Annotated in this window: 18 protein-coding genes and 1 tRNA gene; all 19 read left to right on the top strand. The window is 46.5% G+C overall.

Annotation, left to right across the window (positions count from 1 at the left end; translation table 11 throughout):
* Positions 1-12 precede the first annotated feature (12 nt).
* On the top strand, positions 13-1314 hold the full coding sequence (gene hisS / locus JHL22_RS14140; RefSeq protein ID WP_200238842.1) for a histidine--tRNA ligase: 1302 nt from the start codon (positions 13-15) through the stop codon (positions 1312-1314).
* An 8-nt stretch (positions 1315-1322) separates the two neighbouring features.
* Complete coding sequence (locus tag JHL22_RS14135) at positions 1323-1964, top strand: YfgM family protein (RefSeq protein WP_200238838.1); 642 nt, start codon at positions 1323-1325, stop codon at positions 1962-1964.
* Positions 1965-1967: 3 nt separating this feature from the next.
* Positions 1968-3125 (top strand): outer membrane protein assembly factor BamB, encoded by a 1158-nt coding sequence (gene bamB / locus JHL22_RS14130; protein WP_200238835.1) that lies wholly within the window; start codon positions 1968-1970, stop codon positions 3123-3125.
* Positions 3126-3130: 5 nt separating this feature from the next.
* A complete protein-coding gene (gene der, locus JHL22_RS14125) occupies positions 3131-4537 on the top strand; it encodes a ribosome biogenesis GTPase Der (protein ID WP_200238920.1) in 1407 nt (468 codons plus the stop codon).
* Positions 4538-4549: 12 nt separating this feature from the next.
* Positions 4550-5644 (top strand): histidinol-phosphate transaminase, encoded by a 1095-nt coding sequence (hisC, locus tag JHL22_RS14120; protein ID WP_200238832.1) that lies wholly within the window; start codon positions 4550-4552, stop codon positions 5642-5644.
* A 117-nt stretch (positions 5645-5761) separates the two neighbouring features.
* Entirely contained in the window at positions 5762-5998 is a 237-nt protein-coding gene (hfq, locus tag JHL22_RS14115; RefSeq protein WP_169294762.1) for an RNA chaperone Hfq, read from the top strand.
* Positions 5999-6070: 72 nt separating this feature from the next.
* Positions 6071-7168 (top strand): GTPase HflX, encoded by a 1098-nt coding sequence (hflX, locus tag JHL22_RS14110; RefSeq protein ID WP_200238829.1) that lies wholly within the window; start codon positions 6071-6073, stop codon positions 7166-7168.
* Positions 7143-8465 carry an FtsH protease activity modulator HflK gene (hflK, locus tag JHL22_RS14105; RefSeq protein ID WP_200238827.1) on the top strand — a complete coding sequence of 441 codons (1323 nt, stop codon included), beginning with the start codon at positions 7143-7145 and terminating at the stop codon, positions 8463-8465. Before hflX ends, hflK begins: the two co-directional genes overlap by 26 nt.
* A 12-nt stretch (positions 8466-8477) precedes the next feature.
* Positions 8478-9368, top strand: a complete 891-nt coding sequence (gene hflC, locus JHL22_RS14100) for a protease modulator HflC (RefSeq protein WP_200238824.1) — start codon at positions 8478-8480, stop codon at positions 9366-9368.
* 130 nt (positions 9369-9498) lie between these two features.
* Positions 9499-10665: an ATP phosphoribosyltransferase regulatory subunit gene (locus JHL22_RS14095; protein ID WP_200238821.1), complete on the top strand. Its 1167-nt coding sequence runs from the start codon at positions 9499-9501 to the stop codon at positions 10663-10665.
* A gap of 68 nt (positions 10666-10733) precedes the next feature.
* The gene (locus tag JHL22_RS14090; RefSeq protein WP_200238819.1) at positions 10734-12029 is read left to right on the top strand and encodes an adenylosuccinate synthase; all 1296 of its coding nucleotides are present in this window, start codon (positions 10734-10736) and stop codon (positions 12027-12029) included.
* A gap of 19 nt (positions 12030-12048) precedes the next feature.
* Positions 12049-12594 carry a phosphoribosyltransferase gene (locus tag JHL22_RS14085; protein WP_200238816.1) on the top strand — a complete coding sequence of 182 codons (546 nt, stop codon included), beginning with the start codon at positions 12049-12051 and terminating at the stop codon, positions 12592-12594.
* Between the two features lie 231 nt (positions 12595-12825).
* Positions 12826-13038 (top strand): 30S ribosomal protein S21, encoded by a 213-nt coding sequence (gene rpsU, locus JHL22_RS14080; protein WP_169294755.1) that lies wholly within the window; start codon positions 12826-12828, stop codon positions 13036-13038.
* Positions 13035-14948, top strand: a complete 1914-nt coding sequence (gene dnaG / locus JHL22_RS14075; protein WP_200238813.1) for a DNA primase — start codon at positions 13035-13037, stop codon at positions 14946-14948. The genes rpsU and dnaG overlap by 4 nt, the downstream gene beginning before the upstream one ends.
* Before the next feature lie 118 nt (positions 14949-15066).
* The gene (gene rpoD, locus JHL22_RS14070; RefSeq protein ID WP_234041311.1) at positions 15067-17433 is read left to right on the top strand and encodes an RNA polymerase sigma factor RpoD; all 2367 of its coding nucleotides are present in this window, start codon (positions 15067-15069) and stop codon (positions 17431-17433) included.
* A gap of 120 nt (positions 17434-17553) precedes the next feature.
* A tRNA-Ile gene (locus tag JHL22_RS14065) sits at positions 17554-17630 on the top strand.
* A 461-nt stretch (positions 17631-18091) separates the two neighbouring features.
* Positions 18092-19660 carry a bifunctional peptide-methionine (S)-S-oxide reductase MsrA/peptide-methionine (R)-S-oxide reductase MsrB gene (msrAB, locus tag JHL22_RS14060; protein ID WP_234041310.1) on the top strand — a complete coding sequence of 523 codons (1569 nt, stop codon included), beginning with the start codon at positions 18092-18094 and terminating at the stop codon, positions 19658-19660.
* 28 nt (positions 19661-19688) lie between these two features.
* Complete coding sequence (locus tag JHL22_RS14055) at positions 19689-20063, top strand: rhodanese-like domain-containing protein (RefSeq protein WP_200238808.1); 375 nt, start codon at positions 19689-19691, stop codon at positions 20061-20063.
* 20 nt (positions 20064-20083) lie between these two features.
* Positions 20084-20306, top strand: a 223-nt coding sequence (locus tag JHL22_RS16005; RefSeq protein WP_234041309.1) for a hypothetical protein, incomplete at its 3' end; no start/stop codon positions are given.

The following is a 20306-nucleotide window of genomic DNA, read 5'->3' as shown; positions in this document are numbered from 1 at the left end:
AGATCCGTTTGTATGACTAAAACATTCCAAAAAGTTTCTGCAATACGTGGAATGAATGATATTTTGCCAGCCGAAAGCTGGCTTTGGGAAAAGCTGGAAGCCACCATTCGCGAATGGCTTGCCCAATATGGTTATAACAATGTCCGCACCCCCATTCTGGAGCAAACGCGTTTGTTTGCCCGCGGCATTGGTGAAGTGACTGACATCGTTGAAAAAGAAATGTACACGTTCAGCATGTCAAAAGATAAAACGGATGTGGGCGAAATGCTAACCATGCGTCCCGAGTTTACGGCGGGCATCGTGCGTGCGGTTATTGAGCATAATTTGCTTTATGATGGTCCACAGCGTATTTTTTCAATGGGTCCGGTATTTCGCCATGAGCGTCCGCAAAAAGGGCGTTACCGCCAGTTTCACCAGGTTTCCGTAGAAGCTATGGGTTATGCCGGCCCCGACATCGACGCCGAGCAAATCATCATGCTGGCGCGCCTGTGGAAAATGTTGGGTCTTACCGATGTTCGCCTGGAGCTGAACTCATTGGGGCAGCCCGAAGAGCGTCAGGCACACCGGGATGCCCTTATTGCTCACCTTGAAAAGCATAAAGACCTGCTAGATGAAGATGGTTTGCGTCGCATGTACAGCAACCCCTTGCGTGTACTGGATACCAAGAATCCGGCCATGCAGGACATGGCCAATAACGCGCCCAAACTGTTTGACTTCCTGAAAGAAGAATCGTTGGCTCATTTTAATGAAATACGGGCCCGCCTTGATCAGGCTGGCATTGTTTATACCATTAATCCACGTCTGGTTCGTGGTCTTGATTATTACAACCTGACGGTGTTCGAATGGGTCACCGATCGCCTGGGGGCACAAGGTACGGTATGTGGTGGAGGCCGTTATGATGGCTTGTTGTCCTTGCTGGGTGGCAAGGCCGCTCCGGCTATCGGTTTCGGTATTGGTATCGAGCGCTTGCTGGCACTGGTCGTGCAAGATAAAGAATGGCTTAAGCCGGCTGATTGTGATGTTTATTTCATCCACCAGGGGGTAGAGGCTTCGCGCCATGCCCAAGTACTGGCAGAACAATGCCGTGATGCGGGTGTCCGCGTTATTGTGCATGCCGGTGCTGCATCTTTCAAAGCGCAATTCAAGCGTGCCGATAGTAGTGGGGCACCGGTTGCCGCCATACTGGGAGAAGATGAGGTTAAAAACGGCACCATTGGTATCAAATCGTTGCGGGCATCTGAAAATGGTAATATTGCACCTCAGGTAACCGTACCTTTGGCTACATTCATTAATGAATTAAAAAATAGGATTTAAACAGAAGTATGGCTTTTGACTTAGAAGAACAGGAAAAAATCGATGCCCTGAGAGCCTGGTGGGATCGTTGGGGTACACCTATTATGTCGGTGGTTACCGTTGTTATGCTGGCTTTTTTGGCCTGGTATGGCTGGCAATGGTACCAGTCCAACCAGTCAAGGCAGGCGCTGGGATACTTTGAGGTCATTCAAAGTGCTTCTGTCAATGATGACAAGGCGGCAGCCACGCGCGTGCATGAAGCCAGCGCAATTTTACGAAAAGATTATGCCAACACGTCTTATACAGGCAGGGCCGTGTTGCTGGCCGCCAATTTTCTGGCAAACAACAACCAGCCCGAAGCGGCCCAGGCTCAGCTTGAGTGGTTAATTACGCAAACCGACTCTTTCCCTGAGTTGGTGCCGGTTGCCCGTTTAGGAATGGCGTCCCTGTTGGCCGACCAGGAAAAATATGATGAGGCCCTGTTACAGTTAGCCAATCCGCCAGCCTCTTTCAAGGCGTTGTTTCTGGATCGTGCCGGCGACGTCCTGGTGGCACAAGGCAAAAAACAAGAAGCTGTCCAGCAATGGAAGTTAGCACTTGAACAGCCAAATCTGGCACCTGATTTTATTCGTGCCGTTCAATTAAAACTAAGTGTGCTGGGTGGAGAGTAATTTATGAAAAAATCGTGTCATCGCATTTTGTCAGGGTCAGTTCTTGCGCTTGCTGTTGCCGCTATGGGCGGCTGTTCCCTGTTTAGTAACGAGTCCCGTTTTGAACCGGTCGATCTTACCCAGTATCAACAGCAGGTAAATGGCTTTACTGTTTGGTCTGCCAGTATTGGTTCCGGTAGCGGTTTTGGTTTTGCACCAGCATTGGTGGGAGACTCGGTTTATGCGGCAACACCCGATGGTTCTGTTGTTAAGGCAAATCTGTCCAATGGTGCAATCCAGTGGAAAACAAAGCTGGATGAAGCATTGGCTGCCGGTGTGGGTACCGATGGTAATGTTGTGGTTGTAACCACCACAAAAGGCAAAGTTATTGCGCTGGACTCAACGGGTACATTGTTATGGACCACTAATGCGTCCACCGTTGTTTCCACACCTGCCACTATTGCGGGTGGTTTGGTTGTGGTGCGTGCCGATGATTATCGCGTGCAGGCGTTCAATGCGCAAAACGGTGAGTTGCAATGGAGCTATCTCAGGACGAATCCTGAAATGGCGCTCAAGGCAAATTCGCGCATGCTAATTGACGGCAATCAGGTGCTTGTAGGTGTTCCAACCGGCAGGTTGGTATCCCTTGATTTGCAAACAGGTACACCTCAGTGGGATATTCTGGCCGCCACCATACAGGGGCCAACAGACCTTGATAGTGTCACTGACGTGGTAGGGCAACCTTTGCTGTCAGGCAACGGTTTGTGTCTGGCCACGTATCAGGGCCGGGTTGGGTGCTATGCGATTTCTGCCAATGGTGCGCAACCGGTCTGGAACCAGCCATTTTCAAGCGCAGTGGGTGTAGGTGCTGCCGGTAATTCTTTGTATGCGGCCAGTGTGCACGGTGAGGTACGCGCCTACAATATCACAAATGGTCAGGAATTATGGACTGACCAAACATTAACCAATCGTGGATTGACTAACCCGGTCGTTTATGGCAACGTGCTTGCCACAGGTGACTATGAGGGCTATGTGCATTTCTACTCAGCCGCTGATGGCACGCTTCTTGGACGTGTTTCCGCTGGTAGCGGGCGAGCCATCGTTTCTCCCATGACGGCAACCAATATCGGTATATTAATACAGAATGGTTCGGGTAATTTAGTCATGCTTGGTGTCAAGTGAACAGTATTAAGTTTAAACCGGTCGTCGCCCTGGTTGGGCGCCCCAACGTTGGTAAATCAACCCTTTTCAATCGCTTAACCCGTTCACGGGCAGCATTGGTCGCCGATTATTCCGGTCTCACCCGTGACCGTCACTATGGCGAAGGTCGTGTGGGTGATTATCCGTTTCTGGTTATTGATACCGGCGGTTTTGAGCCGGTGGCCAAAACAGGTATTCTCAAGGAAATGGCCCGACAAACAGAACAGGCCATTGCCGAATCTGATGTGGTTATTTTCCTGGTGGATGCCCGTGCCGGTATTAATGCACACGACCATGAGATTGCTCACATGCTGCGTCGCGCCGGCCCCAAGGTGGTGCTGGCCGTTAACAAGGCCGAAGGCATGAATGCCGGGCAGGCCAGTGCCGAGTTCCATGAGCTTGGCCTGGGTACACCCCATCCCATTTCATCGGCTCACGGAGACGGGGTTGTTGACCTGATCGAAGAAGCACTGTCCCAGCTTGAAAATCCCTATATCCAGTCTGTTTCAGCAGAGCCCGAGACAGAGGTTCCCGAGCCCGATCTTGAGTTGGAAGAGTCTGAGCTTGAAGAGCAGGAAGAAACGGTTTTTACCGACCACCGTATCAAACTTGCTATTGTTGGTCGTCCCAATGTGGGTAAATCCACCCTTATCAATACCCTGATGGGTGAAGAACGGGTCATTGCTTTCGATATGCCTGGCACCACACGTGATGCCATCGAAATTGATTTTGAACGCAATGGTAAAAAATATACCCTGATTGATACCGCCGGCTTGCGTAAGCGCGGGAAGGTGTTTGAGTCGGTCGAGAAATTTTCGGTGATCAAAACATTGCAGGCTATTGAGGCCAGTAACGTGGTGTTGCTGCTGTTGGATGCCCAATCTGAAATTTCCGATCAGGATGCCCATATTGCCGGATTCATTCTTGAGTCAGGCCGTGCGCTGGTGGTGGCCATTAATAAATGGGATGGTCTTGATGCCGACAAACGTGAATGGATTCAGCGGGAATTTGAACGCAAGCTACGCTTTTTAACGTTTGCTAAAATGCATACGATTTCCGCTCTTAAGGGGCAGGGTGTAAACGCGTTGCTTAAATCGGTCAACGAAGCACATGCCGCCGCTTTCATTAAGCTTTCAACACCCAAGCTTACGAGGGAACTACATGCTGCGGTAGAGCAGCAACAGCCACCACGCAAAGGGATTTTTAGGCCTAAAATGCGTTATGCGCATCAAGGGGGACAAAATCCACCTCTTATCATTGTTCATGGTAATGCCCTGGATACTGTGCCCGAGTCATACAGGCGCTATCTGGAATCCAGAATGCGCAAGGTTTTCAATTTGTCGGGTACACCTTTGCGAATAGAGTTCAAATCTTCCCACAACCCATATAAATAAGCGGGGTAAAGCGTGAGTAAATTCTGGAGTGATTTTGTTCAGGAACTGAAGCCTTATGTTCCCGGAGAACAACCCAAGGATGGCGAGTATATCAAGCTCAACACCAATGAATCACCCTTTGATCCCTCTCCGGTCGTTATAGATGCGATGCGGCAGGAAGTCGAAGAAAACCTGCGTTTATATCCTGACCCTGAGTCTGATAAATTACGCGAGGCAATTGGGCGTTATTACGATATTCCTGCTGATTACGTGTTTCCCGGAAACGGTTCCGATGAGGTGCTGGCCCATTTGTTTTATGCCCTGTTCAAACACAGGGGCAAAAAAATCCTGTTTCCCGATATTACCTACAGTTTTTATCGGGTGTATGCCAAACTGTATAATATCAATTTCGATGCGGTTGCGTTAAACAGTCAATTTGAAATAGACATCAATGACTATATTAATGTTTCTTCAGAAGATGTCTGTGGTATTATTTTTCCTAACCCGAATGCACCTACTGGGATTGCAGTCAGCCTTGAAAAAATAGAACAACTACTTCAGGCGCAGCCTGATATTGTGGTGGCCATAGATGAAGCCTATGTCGATTTTGGTGCGGATTCAGCGGTTAGGTTATTGGAACAGTACGATAACCTGATTGTTTTACAAACCTTGTCCAAATCACGTTCCCTGGCGGGTTTGCGGGTAGGGTTCGCCTTGGCGCAGCCTCATTTGTTGCAGGCGCTTATCAGGGTTAAAAACAGTTTTAATTCCTATCCCATAGACAGGCTGGCACAAGTAGGTGCGGTGGCCGCCTTTGAAGATGACGCCTATTTCGAACAAACCCGGCAGGAAATCATCTCCACACGGGAATATGTAGCCCAGGAACTAAACAGTTTGGGTTTTGTTGTTTTGCCTTCAAAAACCAATTTTGTTTTTGTTTCTCACCCTCAGGTTGAGGCGTCTGTACTAAGCGCTCAATTACGTGAGCATCTTGTTTTGGTACGACATTTTGATCAGGATCGCATTTCGCAGTACTTGAGAATTACAATCGGAACCCGGAAACAATGTGAAGTATTAATAAAAACATTGTCTGAAATATTAACTTCAACTAATATTGGGTCTGAATAAAAAAAATTACCGAAAATATTGGAATTTACTTATTAGGTGGTAAGTTGTATAAAATGTCGGTAAAGTACTATTTCTATAAAATTCACCTATTAATAACATTAAAATGGAGCCTCGCCAATGAGCACTAAAGGGCAATCACTACAAGATCCTTTCTTAAATGCACTGCGTAAAGAGCATGTTCCCGTATCTATTTATCTGGTCAACGGGATCAAACTACAAGGACAAATCGAATCATTCGACCAATATGTGGTTTTACTAAGAAATACCGTTACCCAAATGGTTTACAAACACGCAATTTCCACTGTTGTTCCAGCTCGTGCTGTCAGTTTTCAGGTTGATGTTCCTGCTGAATAAGAAAAATAATCTTTTCGCAAAAACATGGCCCGCCAGGTTAGCCTGTGCGGGCATTTTCCTTTTTAGGGGTGTATGCGCACATTAATTATAAGTGTAGATTTTGGCAAGCCCGATTATCAGGCTCATGCCGAAGAATTTGAAATGCTGGCTAAAAGCGCCGGAGCAGAGGTTGTGGCGACGGTCGTGGCCAAACGGGATAAACCCGATGCGGCACATTTCATTGGTTCCGGAAAACTTGAAGAGGCTGTTTTGCTGGCCGAGTCTTCCGATGTCGATATTATTTTGTTCGATCAGCCGCTTAGTCCGGCGCAGCAACGAAATATTGAAAGGGCATTCAAACTTAGGGTAGTTGACCGTGTGGCGCTTATCCTGGATATTTTTGCCTTGCGTGCCAAAAGCCATGAAGGGAAACTGCAGGTTGAACTGGCGCAATTACAACATCTCATGACCCGGCTTACCCGAATGTGGACTCACCTTGAACGCCAGCGTGGCGGCATAGGCATGCGTGGTCCGGGTGAAGCCCAGCTTGAAATGGATAAGCGGATGATTGGTGACAAGGTTAAAGTGTTGCGAGAACGATTAAGTAAAGTCGAAAGGCAACGCACTACACAACGCCGCTCAAGGGCAAGAGGTGGGGTCATGTCAGTTTCCCTGGTGGGTTATACCAACGCGGGTAAATCCACCTTGTTCAATGCCCTTACCCGTGCAGGAGCCTATGCTGCTGACCAATTGTTTGCCACGCTTGATACAACAACACGGAGAATTTGGATTGAGGACGCAGGGCAGGTGGTGGTCTCGGATACGGTAGGCTTTATTCGTGATCTTCCCACAACACTCATTGCAGCTTTCAAGGCGACGCTTGAAGAAACAGTTCAGGCCGATTTGCTCTTGCATGTTATTGACGCTTCCAGTGCGCAGCGCGATGAACAGATCCTGGAAGTGAATAAAGTGCTTGAAGAGATCGGCGCTAAAGACATACCATGCATTCTTGTTTACAATAAGATTGATGCTGCTGGTTATGAACCAAAAATTGAACGAAACGAAGAGGGCAGGATAGTCCGCGTTTTTGTCAGTGCATTAGATCGAACCGGTCTGGACGGATTGCGCGGGGCAATCGCTGAGGCCAAAGAAAAAATAGGAAATAATGTTGCGAATCTCAAAAATATTTAATTTGAACGATCCGGGTTGGGGTCGAGGTAATCAAAATGGTTCAGGCCAAAACGAACCACCAAAACGCCCCTCCAACCAGGGTGATGGTCCCCCAGATCTTGATCAGGTCTGGGCTGATTTCAATAATCGAATAAAAAGCGTCTTTGGTAATAAAAAAGGGGGTGGCGGTGGTTTTGGCAAGCCTCCACGTAGCGGAGGGTTCAATCCTTCTCCCAAAGCAGCCAGGTTTGGCGTTGTTTTTATTATTATCGTTGCCTTGTTGCTTTGGCTGGCCAGTGGTTTTTACATTGTCCGCGAAGGTCAGGTGGGTGTGGTCACCCAATTCGGGAAATATTTAAAAACTGTTCAGCCGGGTTTCCAGTGGCATATTCCGCGACCTGTTCAAAACGTTGAATTGGTGGATATTGCCAGTGTTCGCTCTTTCTCGGTTGGTTATCGCGACAACTCGCGCAATAAAGTATTGCCTGAAGCCTTAATGCTGACCGAAGATGAGAATATCGTCGACATACAATTTGATGTCCAGTATCGTCTTAAGGCGGCAATGCCCCTTGGGGCCGGAGACTACAGTCCTGCGGCAGATTATCTGTTCCGTCTGGTTTCCCCGGATGAATCAGTGCGCCAAGCGGCAGAAACGGCCATACGAGAAGTGGTTGGCAAACAGTCAATGAATAAAATCCTTTATGAAAGCCGTACTGCGGCCGCCATAGATGTCATGAAACTGATGCAGCAAATTCTTGATCGTTACCAGTCTGGTATAGAAGTCACCACGGTGGCCATCCAGAACGTGCAGCCGCCCGAGCAGGTGCAGGCCGCATTTGAAGACGCCATCAAGGCCGGCCAAGATAACGAGCGCCAGAAAAACGAAGGTAATGCGTATGCCAGCAAGGTTATTCCCGAGGCACGTGGTCAGGCTTCCCGTATGGTGCAGGATGCAGAAGGTTATCGTGCCACTGTGGTGGGGCAGGCCCAAGGTGAGGCTGCCCGTTTTGAAAGCATAGAAAAGGAATACGCCAAAGCACCGGAGATTACGCGTGAACGTATGTATATCTCCACACTGGAAAATGTCTTTAAAAATGCCTCTAAAGTCATGCTGGACGCCGAAGGCGGCAATAATATGATGTATCTGCCTATCGATAAGCTGATCGAGCAAACACCGGCTTCTGCTTCAGCACCAGCGACAACATCGGTACCCTCCGGTGCCACTACTTCCTCCAGCAGTACTGTCTCAGGTTCTACCACTGATGCCAGTGCAGCATCACGAAGTCGCCTGACCCGTGATAATTTTGATCGTCGCTAGGAGGTGGGTAAAATGAATCGTAAAACTATAGTAGGTATTGTATTTTTTGTGGCGGCTCTTTTGCTGTCGTCGTCAGTTTTTATTGTTTCCGAGCGAAACTATGCTCTGGTGTTCAAGTTGGGTGAATGGCAGCGTACCATCCAGGAACCTGGCCTTTACTTCAAGCTTCCAACACCACTTGAAAATGTAGTTTATCTTGATAAACGAATCCAGACTATCGAATCCGGTGATACTGAAAGAATCCAGACTTCGGAAAAGAAAAACCTGATTATCGACTCTTATATCAAGTGGCGTATTTCAAATCCATTGCAATTCTATGTGTCTTTCGGAGACAGCACCTATGCGGCACAGAATCGTCTGGGTGCGCAAATTCGCGATGCCCTGAACGCTTCGGTCAACACTCGTACGGTTCGCGCTGTTATTTCACAAGAGCGTGATGTCGTCATGGCCGAGATTCTGAATAACGTAGAGGAGCGTGCCAAACCTTTGGGTATCCAGGTGGTCGATGTGCGCCTGAAGCGAATTGAGTTCTCACAGGAGGTTTCCGATTCCGTCTATTCACGGATGCAGGCCGAGCGTAAGCAAGAGGCAAATAGTTTGCGAGCCAATGGCGCTGCAGAAAGCGAGATGATTCGTGCCGAGGCGGACCGTAAGGTCCAGGAAGAGCTTGCCCAGGCCAATGCCAAAGCCCAGGCCATTCGCGGTGTGGGAGATGCGGAAGCTGCGGGCATATATGCTGATGCTTATGGTAAAAATTCTGATTTTTACAGTTTTTACAATAGCATGAATGCATATAAATCGATCTTCGGTTCCAAAAAAGATTTACTGGTCGTCGATCCTGATTCTGATTTCTTCCGCTTCTTCAAGCAATCAGATGGAAATGTGTCAAGCAACGAACAATAAATTGAAAACCGGTTTATTTTCTGAATTTATGCGTAATTAGTTGTACAATGCCGTGTAAGTTCAGAAACTATTCCTAAATGCGACTCGCATTGCTTACGCAACGAGTCGCATTTTTATTTGAAAAATTGCCATGACAACAAGTAACTGGTTATTGCCCGAACACTTGTCGGATATTCTCCCGGCAGAGGCACGGCGTATAGAAGAGTTGCGACGTAAATTGCTCGATCTTTACCGCACCTTCGGTTTTGAAATGGTTGCGCCGCCATTAATTGAATATACCGACTCACTATTAGCTGCCAAGGGCCTTGATTTGCAATTGCGCACCTGCAAGCTGGTAGATCAGTTGTCAGGTCGTACTATGGGTTTGCGTGCAGACATGACGCCGCAGGTAACGCGAATAGATGCGCACTTGCTTAATCGCGAGGGCGTAACGCGGCTTTGCTATTGTGGCAGTGTCTTTCATGCTCGTCCGTCCGGCTTGTTATCCGACCGTGAGTTGTTGCAAATTGGGGCCGAAATTTATGGTCACGCCGGTTTTGAGGCAGACTTGCAAATTATTCAATTGGCGCTCGAAAGCCTTGAAATGGCAGGTGTTAAAAAACCGCGTATCGACCTGAATCATCCTAATGTTTCTCGTGTGCTGGTAGATTCTGTGCCGGCGCTCTCCGAGCGAGCCAGCGAGATATTCTCCCTGCTTAATGATAAAGATGTGCCAAGCCTAAAAGAATTGCTTGAAAGTTGCCAGGATGTGCCGCAAGATATTGCCAACGCATTAATTCTGTTGCCAACCTTATATGGTTCTGTCAATGTCCTTGACGAGGCCCAGGAAAAGCTCCCACGTTTACCGGGCATCAGTCAGGCGCTGCAGTCACTGCGCGAACTGGTTAATGCTTTAGATAACGCTTGTGTAGGCATTGATCTGGCTGATGTTCGTGGTTACGATTATCACTCTGGTGTCAGCTTTGCCATTTTTGCGCCAGGCTGGCACGATGCTATTGTGCGTGGTGGTCGTTATGATAACGTAGGTAAAGTATTTGGCAGGGCGCGTCCTGCAACGGGTTTCAGTCTTGATCTGCGCAAGGTCTCTGGCGGGCTTTCGCCTGCTCAGCCTTCAAGGGCGATCAGGGCACCATGGGATCTAAATGCAGAGCTGGTAGAGCGTATTCGCGAATTGAGAAATCAGGGTCATGTGGTAATTCAGATTTTTCCAAACAGTACACAAAGTGTCGATGAATTTATTTTTGAAAGTGAATTGGTCTACAAAGAGGGTGACTGGGTCCTGGAAAGTATTCAGTAAAATCAGGTCTTGACGGATGCTTTTTTACCGGCAAGTGACGAACGATATATTTTTTTATTTTATTTAATATGAGCAAGAACGTAGTTGTTATCGGTACCCAATGGGGTGATGAAGGCAAGGGAAAGATTGTTGACTGGTTAGCCGAATCAGCGCAAGGCGTTGTTCGTTTCCAGGGTGGTCACAATGCAGGTCATACCTTGTGGATTAATGGTAAAAAAACGGTTTTACGCCTGATTCCCTCTGGAATCATGCATCCCCACGTTACTTGCTATATTGGCAACGGTGTTGTGCTGTCTCCCGAGGCGCTGCTTAAAGAAATTGAAGAGCTTGAAAGCGCTGGGCTGGATGTTCGCTCACGCCTTAAGATTTCAGAAGCCTGCCCCTTGATCCTGCCCTATCACGTGGCAGTTGATCAGGCACGTGAGGCAAAAAAAGGCGATAACAAGATTGGTACAACCGGTCGTGGTATTGGTCCTGCCTATGAAGACAAGGTTGCACGTCGTGCGTTGCGGGTACAGGATCTTTATAATCCTGCGCTTTTCGATGCAAAGCTGCATGAAGTGCTCGAGTATCATAACTTTATCCTTACCCAGCATCTGGGTGCAGAACCCATCTCTTTTGATGAGGTTAAGGCGCAGGCCATGGCGCTGGCTCCCATTATTGAGCCAATGGTTGCGGATGTTTCGGCTTTGTTGTATGAAGCTAAAAAAGAAGGTCAGAGCCTGCTGTTTGAAGGTGCGCAGGGTGCCCTGCTTGATATCGATCACGGTACTTATCCATTCGTTACCAGTAGCAATTGCCTGGCGGGTGCCGCTTCTGCGGGTGCCGGTGTTGGTCCTCAGCAGTTGAATTATGTTCTGGGTATTACCAAGGCGTATACAACACGTGTGGGTTCAGGTCCATTCCCCACCGAGCTTAATAATGAAATCGGCGTCCAGATTGCTAAAGTCGGTAATGAATTTGGCGCAGTAACCGGTCGTCCACGTCGTTGTGGCTGGTTTGATGGTGCTGCCCTCAAACGTTCGGTTATTGTGAACGGGATTTCTGGTCTGTGCGTGACCAAGCTGGATGTTCTTGACGGTATTGAAAGCATCGGCCTGTGTGTAGGTTACCATATTGATGGCAAGCGGGTTGATCTTCTTCCTTATGGTGCACATAAAGTTGCCAAGGCCGAACCGATTATCGAAATGATGCCGGGCTGGACAGAGACTACTGTTGGCGTCAAAGAGTATGATCAATTACCTGAAAATGCCCGTCATTTCCTGAATCGTATCGCTGAAATCTGCGAAGTACCTATTGATATGATCTCAACGGGTCCCGATCGCATGGAAACCATTCTTCGTCGTCATCCATTCCTGGATTAATCAGAGCAGGTGAATATATATGTCGTTACCTCCTAGTACAGATAGCGATTTATGGGTCAGTTGGGATGAGTATCATCACCTGGTCGAAAGGCTGGGTTTGATCGTCTATAAATCGGGTTGGAAATTTGATACTATAGTTTGTCTGGCGCGCGGCGGTGTCCGCGTAGGAGACGTGCTTTCCCGTATATTTGATGTTCCTCTGGGTATTCTGGCTACCAGCAGTTATCGCGAAGCGGCAGGCACTGTCCAGGGGCAGCTTGACATTGCCCAGTTCATTACCATCACTAAAGGCACTCTAGAGGGACGCGTCTTGTTGGTGGATGATATGGTGGATACGGGGCTTACTTTTAGCAGGGTGCAAGAGCATCTGTTAAGTCAATTTCCAAGCATCGTGGAAATGCGTTCTGCTGTTTTGTGGTGGAAAGGTCACGCCAAGGTTGAACCTGATTATTACGTTGATAAATTGCCTACAAACCCCTGGATTCACCAGCCTTTTGAAGATTATGACAGTTTAAGACCACATCAATTGGAAGCCTGGGTTAGAAAGGGTGTGAAAAATAACTAATTTATGCTATAATCCGAGATTACTTATGTTTTTTAGTTTTTTTTGTTGAACCCAGACAAAATAAAACGCAAGGTTTTAGTTAGGAATAGATAAGGTCATGCCCGTAGCGTAAAGTTAAGCATGGCGAAACACCTGTATTTGGCATAGCCAGCCAACAACGTTATGTGATTTTATTTATTTATCAGGCTAATTTTTATTTACCATTAACTGAGCTTAATTGCTTTCATATACATGCCACAAGTAAGATTAAAAGAAAATGAGCCATTCGAGGCTGCATTGCGTCGCTTCAAGCGCACTATTGAAAAAACCGGTTTGCTAACAGAATTGCGTTCGCGCGAATTCTATGAAAAACCGACTGCAGAGCGCAAGCGCAAACACGCCGCTGCTGTTAAGCGTCACTACAAACGCATTCGTAGTCAGCAACTGCCTCCACGCTTATATTGATTCCTGAAAGTTTTATTCAGGATTTGCTGGCCCGCGTCGATGTTGTCGATGTGGTTGGCAAGTATGTTCAGTTAAGAAAGGGCGGGGCCAATTTGCTTGGCCTGTGCCCCTTTCATAACGAAAAATCCCCCTCATTTACGGTCAGTCCCACTAAACAGTTTTATCATTGTTTTGGTTGTGGGGCGCATGGTACCGCCATTACTTTTCTAATGGAACATACCGGGGCCAGCTTTCCCGAAACGGTCCGATCCTTGGCTGGTTCGGTAGGATTGGTTGTACCTGAAGAGCAGCGCAGTCCCTTCCAACAAAAACAGGTCAGGCAAAAACAGACCGAAACCATGCTGCATCAGCAGGTGCTTGAAAAGGCGCATTCCTTTTATTTGTCCCAGTTAAGATCCGGTGCACAGGCTATTGCTTATTTAAAGCAACGAGGTTTAAGCGGGCAAACGGCCAAGCGTTTTGGGTTGGGCTGGTCGGGTACCAAACGCCAGGGTCTCAAAGAGGTTTTTGCCAATTACGAAGAATCCCTGTTGGTTGAATCTGGTCTGGTCATAGAGTCAGAGGACGGGCGTCGTTATGACCGGTTCCGTGAGCGGATCATGTTTCCCATTTTCAATGCAAAGGGGAAATTAATCGGTTTTGGCGGACGTATCATTGGTAAAGGTGAGCCCAAGTACCTTAATTCGCCAGAAACACCCGTTTTTTCCAAGGGCCAGGAACTATATGGTTTGTGGGAAAACCGCCAGGGAATCCGTGCCGAAGGGTTTGTGCTGGTGGTGGAAGGCTATATGGATGTGGTGGGCCTCTCACAACAAGGGATGGATAATGCGGTAGCTACTTTGGGTACCGCCACGACTCCCCAGCATATCCAGAAATTAATCCGGGCAAGTGATCGGATTATTTTCAGCTTTGATGGCGATAATGCAGGTAAGAAAGCCGCATGGCGTGCATTGCAGACCTGTCTGCCATTGCTGCGTGATGATGTCTCCATTCGTTTCCTGTTTTTGCCAGCTGAGCATGATCCTGATTCTTATATTCGGGAATTCGGTGCTGATGCTTTCCGGGAAAAAGTGCAGGAGTCCATGGCGTTGTCTTCATTTATGTTGCAGACATTGGCTGAGCGTTATCCGCTCAATGAGGCGGAGGGAAGGGCAGCGTGCCTGCATGAAGCAAGACCCTTAATTACCCAAATTCCGGAGTCTGGTATAAAAACCCAGATTGGGCATGATTTTGCCAAACTTGTTTCCCTGACTTCTGAAGAGTTGATCAAGGATCTTGCTTTTTATCAGGAAGAAACTGCAGCGCGTACATCGGTGGTGTTGCAGCCTGTGGTAACGCATAGTCCGGCCATGCCGGCTTTTGAGTCTTCTGCATTTGATGGGTTCAATGAAATCCTTGATGTCGTGCCGTTTGATGATTTTCCACCGGCCCGGATGGAAAAAACCAAGTCTTTTTCTATTGGCGGCAAAAGAAATTCAGGCAAGCAGGTAACGCCATTGGCAAAAAGGCTATTGCGTTTACTGGCCATGCATCCGGCACTTGTAGATCAAATTGCAGATCAACAGCTTGAAGTTTTAAGCCATAGCCCCCATCTGATATTAGTGCGTGAGTTTATTTCATTGGCAATTTCAAGTGGTGCAAGACATATGGGCGCATTATTGCAGGCCGTTGACGAAAGTTCTGATCTGTACGCCATTTTGTCTTCCATTTCGGTAGAAACCATCGATATGGAAGAATTGCCTCATCCTTTGGATGAATGGAATGATGCATTACAGCGTATTGAAATGGATTCTTTACGCAGTGAACAGGCAAAGCTGGTTCAGGAAGGATTGAATTCTGAAGTGGCCCGCCAACGTTATAAAGCATTGAATAAACGAATTTTATTTTTGAGTCGTGTGGTAAAGCGATAAATGATGTACAATAATCGGTTGTTCATGCTTTTTCGCCAATTCTAATTTATAGTTTTTTAATAAAGAATTCATAAATTAGTGTTGTTTTGTGGTTGTTTTGTCACTTTCGGAATCTAATATGATCAAAGACAGTAGTAAGCCAACTTCTACCAAGACAGCAGTAAAAAAAACAGCAACAAAAACTGTAAGTAAGAGTCCATCCAAGGCAAAGCTTGACACAAAAAACATAATTAAACCAGAATCTTCAGCATCCAGGCCCGGGAAGTCTGCTACTGTAAAATCAGAAGAGCAACTTCAGGGCGATGCATCCCTATCTTCAAAAGTAGTTAATAAGGCAGCAAGTAATACGGTGGCTAAATCAATTAAAGACATAACGACCAAGACTCGTGTTCCCAGTAAAAATCTTGATACAGATGATTCGCTGAATGATTTTGATGATGATCTTCAGGAAGAAAATACTCTCCCAAGCAAAAAAACCAAGGCGCCAGCTTCTAGCGGACGCAAGCCGGGACGCCCATCAAAGCCTAAAAGTAACGAGGATGATTTTCTCGATAATGGTGATGAAGAGGCGGAAGAAGTCCCTGAGCTTAAACCTGTAAAACGTGGTAAGCGTGCTAAAGATGCCAAAGACGTTGTTACGGGTGGTTCCAGAAGTCCTTTTTCAGCTGAAGAACTCGAAGCGCGCCGGAATCGGCTCAAGCAATTAATCAAACTGGGTAAAGATCGTGGTTATCTTACTTACAGTGAAATTAATGACCAATTGCCCGATGATCTGGTAGATGCTGAAGCGATTGATAGCATTATCAGTACCTTCGGTGATATGGGTATTTCAGTCTATGATCAGGCACCCGATGCCGAGTCATTGCTGCTCAACGATAATGCGCCAATGGCTTCCCCCGATGATGACGTCGAGGATGAGGCCGAAGCGGCATTAACAACGGTTGATTCCGATTTTGGCCGTACTACTGATCCTGTCCGTATGTATATGCGTGAAATGGGTACGGTAGAGCTGTTGACCAGGGAAGGCGAAATTGAAATCGCCAAACGAATTGAAGATGGCCTTAAGCATATGGTCATGGCAATTGCCGCTTGTCCTACAACCATCAAGGAAATCCTGAATCATATCCAGCGCGTACGCGATGGCCAGGCTCAAATTGATGAGGTCGTTGATGGCCTGTTGTCTGAGGATGGCGAAGAATATGCCGGTTCAGGTGTCGTGGAAGATGACGAGGAAGATGTACCTGCCGGTGGCATGAGCAGCAGGCAGATAGAGACCTTGCGTGATGAGGCGCTTGCCAAATTCGACACTGTCGAACACTGGTTTGGCAAGATGAAAGATATCTATGAAGAAGGTGGTTACAAAACGCCCGAATACATGGAAGCCAAGCAAGCCGTTCTGGGTGAGTTGATCGGAGTACGTTTTACCGCGAAAATGGTAGAGCGTCTGGCTGACTCCCTGCGCACGCAGGTTGAAGAGGTTCGCATGCTGGAACGGACGATTTTGCATACATGTATTGATCGTGTTGGCATGTCACGTTCTTATTTCATCAAAGTGTTTCCAGGCAATGAGACCAATCTTGATTGGGTTCATAAGGAAGTGGCAAAAAATCCATCTTATGCCGCTACCCTTGAGCGTTCAATCCCTGATATCCATGAAATTCAACAAAAACTTATTGACCTTGAAAAGTCCGTGATATTACCTATCAAGGATCTGAAGGAAGTCAATAAGCGCATGGTAACGGGTGAAGCCAAGGCTAAAAAAGCCAAGCGTGAGATGATCGAGGCCAACCTGCGTCTGGTAATTTCAATTGCCAAGAAATATACCAATCGTGGCCTGCAGTTCCTGGATCTTATTCAGGAAGGTAATATTGGTCTTATGAAGGCGGTGGATAAATTTGAATATCGTCGTGGTTATAAGTTCTCTACCTATGCAACATGGTGGATTCGCCAGGCAATTACGCGCTCCATTGCTGATCAGGCTCGCACGATTCGAATTCCGGTTCATATGATTGAAACCATCAATAAGATGAATCGTATCAATCGTCAGATTTTGCAGGAAACCGGCGTTGAGCCCGATCCGGCAACCCTGGCCCAGAAAATGGATATGCCCGAGGAAAAGATTCGCAAGATTCTGAAAATTGCCAAAGAGCCCATTTCCATGGAAACCCCAATTGGCGATGATGATGATTCCCATCTGGGCGATTTTATTGAAGATGGCGCTACCCTGGCTCCTGCAGATTCTGCATTGTATGGGTCAATGCGTGATGCCTTCAAAGAAGTTCTTGACTCGCTGACACCTCGCGAAGCAAAAGTGCTAAGAATGCGTTTTGGTATTGGTATCAGCTCAGACCAGACACTTGAAGAAGTGGGCAAGCAATTTGATGTCACCCGTGAGCGTATCCGCCAGATTGAAGCAAAAGCCTTAAGAAAGTTACGTCACCCTAGCAGAGCAGATAAACTTAAAAGCTTCCTTGAAAATCAGTAATTCTTGAAAATCAGTAATAAGTATGGTTTAATACTGGTCTTTCTGGATGTAAATGAATATTCAGGAAAGCTTATGCAAAGAGGGTAAGCCAAAAGACTCATAATCCTTTGGTCGCATTATCCCCCTGTAGCTCAGTTGGTTAGAGCAGAGGACTCATAATCCTTTGGTCGCTGGTTCGAGTCCAGCCGGGGGGACCAATAAAACGCTTTGTATTCAATAAATTAGTCGCTTTTATAGCGGCTTTTTTATTGCCTGAAATGGTCAAAAATGCAATTATATTGGACGCTGTCCAATATCCAGTGGTGTATACAGTACTGGATAAGCAGAAAAAAATTAAGTTGCCTGGTAGTGTTAATGATGCTGAGTTGATTGTTTTACTTGAGCCAGTATGGCATTGCGACGTCTTGTTTTGTTGTAAAAAAGCTGTGCTATTAATGCTTTAACAATTTATCGATATGGCAATTAAATTGGTCAGAAACGGCCTCATTTCTCAAAATCCTGCGCTACCGAATTTAAAGCGGCTTTAACCGGCAGTTTTTTTCTTCATCGAACATTTGGTTTCAATCCATTTTTCTAAATTGGCTACTTCCCTGAACGAGTTGTAAGAAAATAGATCTTACCAAGGTAAGGTATTTATTACTATTTTTAGGATTCAATTATGAAAGCCAGGCAGTGCAGTTCTGTTGGGGTGTTTTTCTTCGGTTTTTTGATGTTGTTTGCAGTTATATTGGGTTTTGGTTCAGGCAAGACTTATGCAAATGATACGGCCGGTTTTCAGCATTTATTGACTTTACAGGATGGCAAAGGGCAATCGGCTAAAAAATGGATACAAGAAGGCCGACCTACACTGGTAAAGCTGTGGGCAAGCTGGTGTCCATTATGTTTGTCAGAACTGGAAACTACCCAGGGCTGGGCTCAGGACGAGCGTTTTGCGGATATTAATCTGGTTTCTGTGGTTTCTCCTGGTAAATTGGGAGAAAAATCATTGGCCGATTTCAATGAATGGTATGCGGGTTTAAGTTACCCAGATCTGCCGGTGTTGTTGGATCCTGATGGCAAAACAATCAAAAATGCCAGTGTTGCCGTGTATCCTAGCTGGGCTTTATTCGATAAAGACAAACGTCTGGTTCGGGTGGTTAAAGGCAGTTTACATAGGGATCAGGCAATTGCGCTGGTGCAAGACCCCAAATCTGATTTAAAGAAAGTCGCCCAGTCATTTTACAAGCCAGTCAAGGGTACGGCTTCGATAGCCATGAACCAAAAAGTCATTTATCTGGCGGGTGGTTGCTTTTGGGGGGTAGAAGCTTACTTTGAGCGTATCCCTGGCGTTATTAATGCGGTTTCCGGTTATGCGAACGGTCGTACAGACAACCCCAGCTATGAGGATGTGATTTACAGGAAAACGGGCCATGCTGAAACTGTCAGGGTTACCTACGACGCAGATCGGTTAAGCCTGCCTGATATCCTGACTTATTATTTTCGTGTTATTGATCCAACCAGTTTGAACAGACAGGGTAATGATCGAGGTACGCAGTATCGTACCGGGGTTTATTTTACTGATCCTGACGAAAAGCCCGTAATCCAGGCGGCATTGGATGCGGAAAAGAAAAAATACCGCAAGGCTTTGGTTGTAGAAAACCAGCCCTTGGTGCATTTTTATGATGCCGAAGAATATCATCAGGATTATTTGGTTAAAAATCCCAATGGATATTGTCATATTGATTTAAGTAAGGCCGAGATCCCGCTGGAAAAACAGAATTCAGTAACTAATAAGGTTGATTGGAAAAAATTTCAGAAACCTGAGGATCACTTATTGCGTCAAAGTCTGACTGAAGAGCAGTATCGTATTACCCAGCAAAATGGTACCGAGTTTGCGTTTAGTCATGCTTATGACCATTTGTTTGAGCCGGGCTTGTATGTGGATATCGTGAGCAATGAGCCTTTATTTAGTTCCCGGGATAAATATGATTCGGGTTGTGGTTGGCCAAGCTTCACCAAACCCATTGATGAGAATGCGGTAAGCAGGCATAAAGACCTAAGTTACAACATGCAGCGTATAGAAATACGTAGCAGGATTGCGGACTCTCATTTGGGGCATGTATTCCCGGATGGGCCAAAAGATCGGGGTGGTTTACGTTATTGCATAAACGGTGCAAGCTTGCGTTTCATTCCTTTGGACAAGATGGAAGCCGAAGGTTATGGCTCCCTGATAAAACTGGTTAATTAATAGTAAATAGTAATAGGAGGGTCTTGTCATGATCGCCACATTAAAATACATAGTGCTGGCTTCGGCTTTATTGTTTGGTTTAGGTGCAACTGTATATGTTCATGTCCAGGCGGAAACTGTAGGGATACAGAAAATTAAGGAAGCAGAGGCTATATGGATTGATGTGCGTACGCCTGCTGAATTTGAAAGCGGTCATGTAAGTGATGCTTTGAATATTGAATATCAGAATCTTGGTTCCGCAATTGTGTCTATTGCGCCAGATAAGAATGCACCTATTAATCTATATTGCAGAAGTGGTCGACGTTCTGAAATCGCCAGGCAGACCCTATTGAATATGGGCTATACAAATGTGATTAATAAAGGTGCATACGATATGGTCAAAAAGATGGTTACTCAGAATTGAAAGCCATGCGGTGAGATCGGGTGATATTCATAGGTAAAGAGAAAAAAGAAAAGGACAAGCGTTGTGTTAACGGCTTGTCCTTTTTACTGCTTGTTGTAAATTGGCACACGGTTATCTTTGTGATGTTGCGGTGCGATCGGTCCAAGTGCCAGGCAGTCGCCCATCACCTGGCAGCAGGTCTAATGAATAAGTTGATCATGCATGGAAAAACAGCAGCTCAATGGATGTGGTGTAAAAACACAA

Origin of the sequence: Advenella mandrilli (assembly GCF_016595155.1) — a bacterium.
Taxonomy (GTDB): domain Bacteria; phylum Pseudomonadota; class Gammaproteobacteria; order Burkholderiales; family Burkholderiaceae_B; genus Advenella; species Advenella mandrilli.
The sequence above is the reverse complement of the archived record's forward strand: the minus strand, read 5'-3'. Positions and strand labels throughout refer to the sequence as shown.

Bases quoted from the DNA above. Each gene is read 5' to 3' on its own strand.
- JHL22_RS14135 (WP_200238838.1), top strand. From the start codon at position 1,323: ATGGCTTTTGACTTAGAAGAACAGGAAAAAATCGATGCCCTGAGAGCC.
- msrAB (WP_234041310.1), top strand. From the start codon at position 18,092: ATGAAAGCCAGGCAGTGCAGTTCTGTTGGGGTGTTTTTCTTCGGTTTT.
- JHL22_RS14090 (WP_200238819.1), top strand. From the start codon at position 10,734: ATGAGCAAGAACGTAGTTGTTATCGGTACCCAATGGGGTGATGAAGGC.
- JHL22_RS14095 (WP_200238821.1), top strand. From the start codon at position 9,499: ATGACAACAAGTAACTGGTTATTGCCCGAACACTTGTCGGATATTCTC.
- rpoD (WP_234041311.1), top strand. From the start codon at position 15,067: ATGATCAAAGACAGTAGTAAGCCAACTTCTACCAAGACAGCAGTAAAA.
- JHL22_RS14085 (WP_200238816.1), top strand. From the start codon at position 12,049: ATGTCGTTACCTCCTAGTACAGATAGCGATTTATGGGTCAGTTGGGAT.
- hflK (WP_200238827.1), top strand. From the start codon at position 7,143: ATGTTGCGAATCTCAAAAATATTTAATTTGAACGATCCGGGTTGGGGT.
- JHL22_RS14055 (WP_200238808.1), top strand. From the start codon at position 19,689: ATGATCGCCACATTAAAATACATAGTGCTGGCTTCGGCTTTATTGTTT.
- hflC (WP_200238824.1), top strand. From the start codon at position 8,478: ATGAATCGTAAAACTATAGTAGGTATTGTATTTTTTGTGGCGGCTCTT.
- hflX (WP_200238829.1), top strand. From the start codon at position 6,071: ATGCGCACATTAATTATAAGTGTAGATTTTGGCAAGCCCGATTATCAG.
- hisS (WP_200238842.1), top strand. From the start codon at position 13: ATGACTAAAACATTCCAAAAAGTTTCTGCAATACGTGGAATGAATGAT.
- hfq (WP_169294762.1), top strand. From the start codon at position 5,762: ATGAGCACTAAAGGGCAATCACTACAAGATCCTTTCTTAAATGCACTG.
- bamB (WP_200238835.1), top strand. From the start codon at position 1,968: ATGAAAAAATCGTGTCATCGCATTTTGTCAGGGTCAGTTCTTGCGCTT.
- rpsU (WP_169294755.1), top strand. From the start codon at position 12,826: ATGCCACAAGTAAGATTAAAAGAAAATGAGCCATTCGAGGCTGCATTG.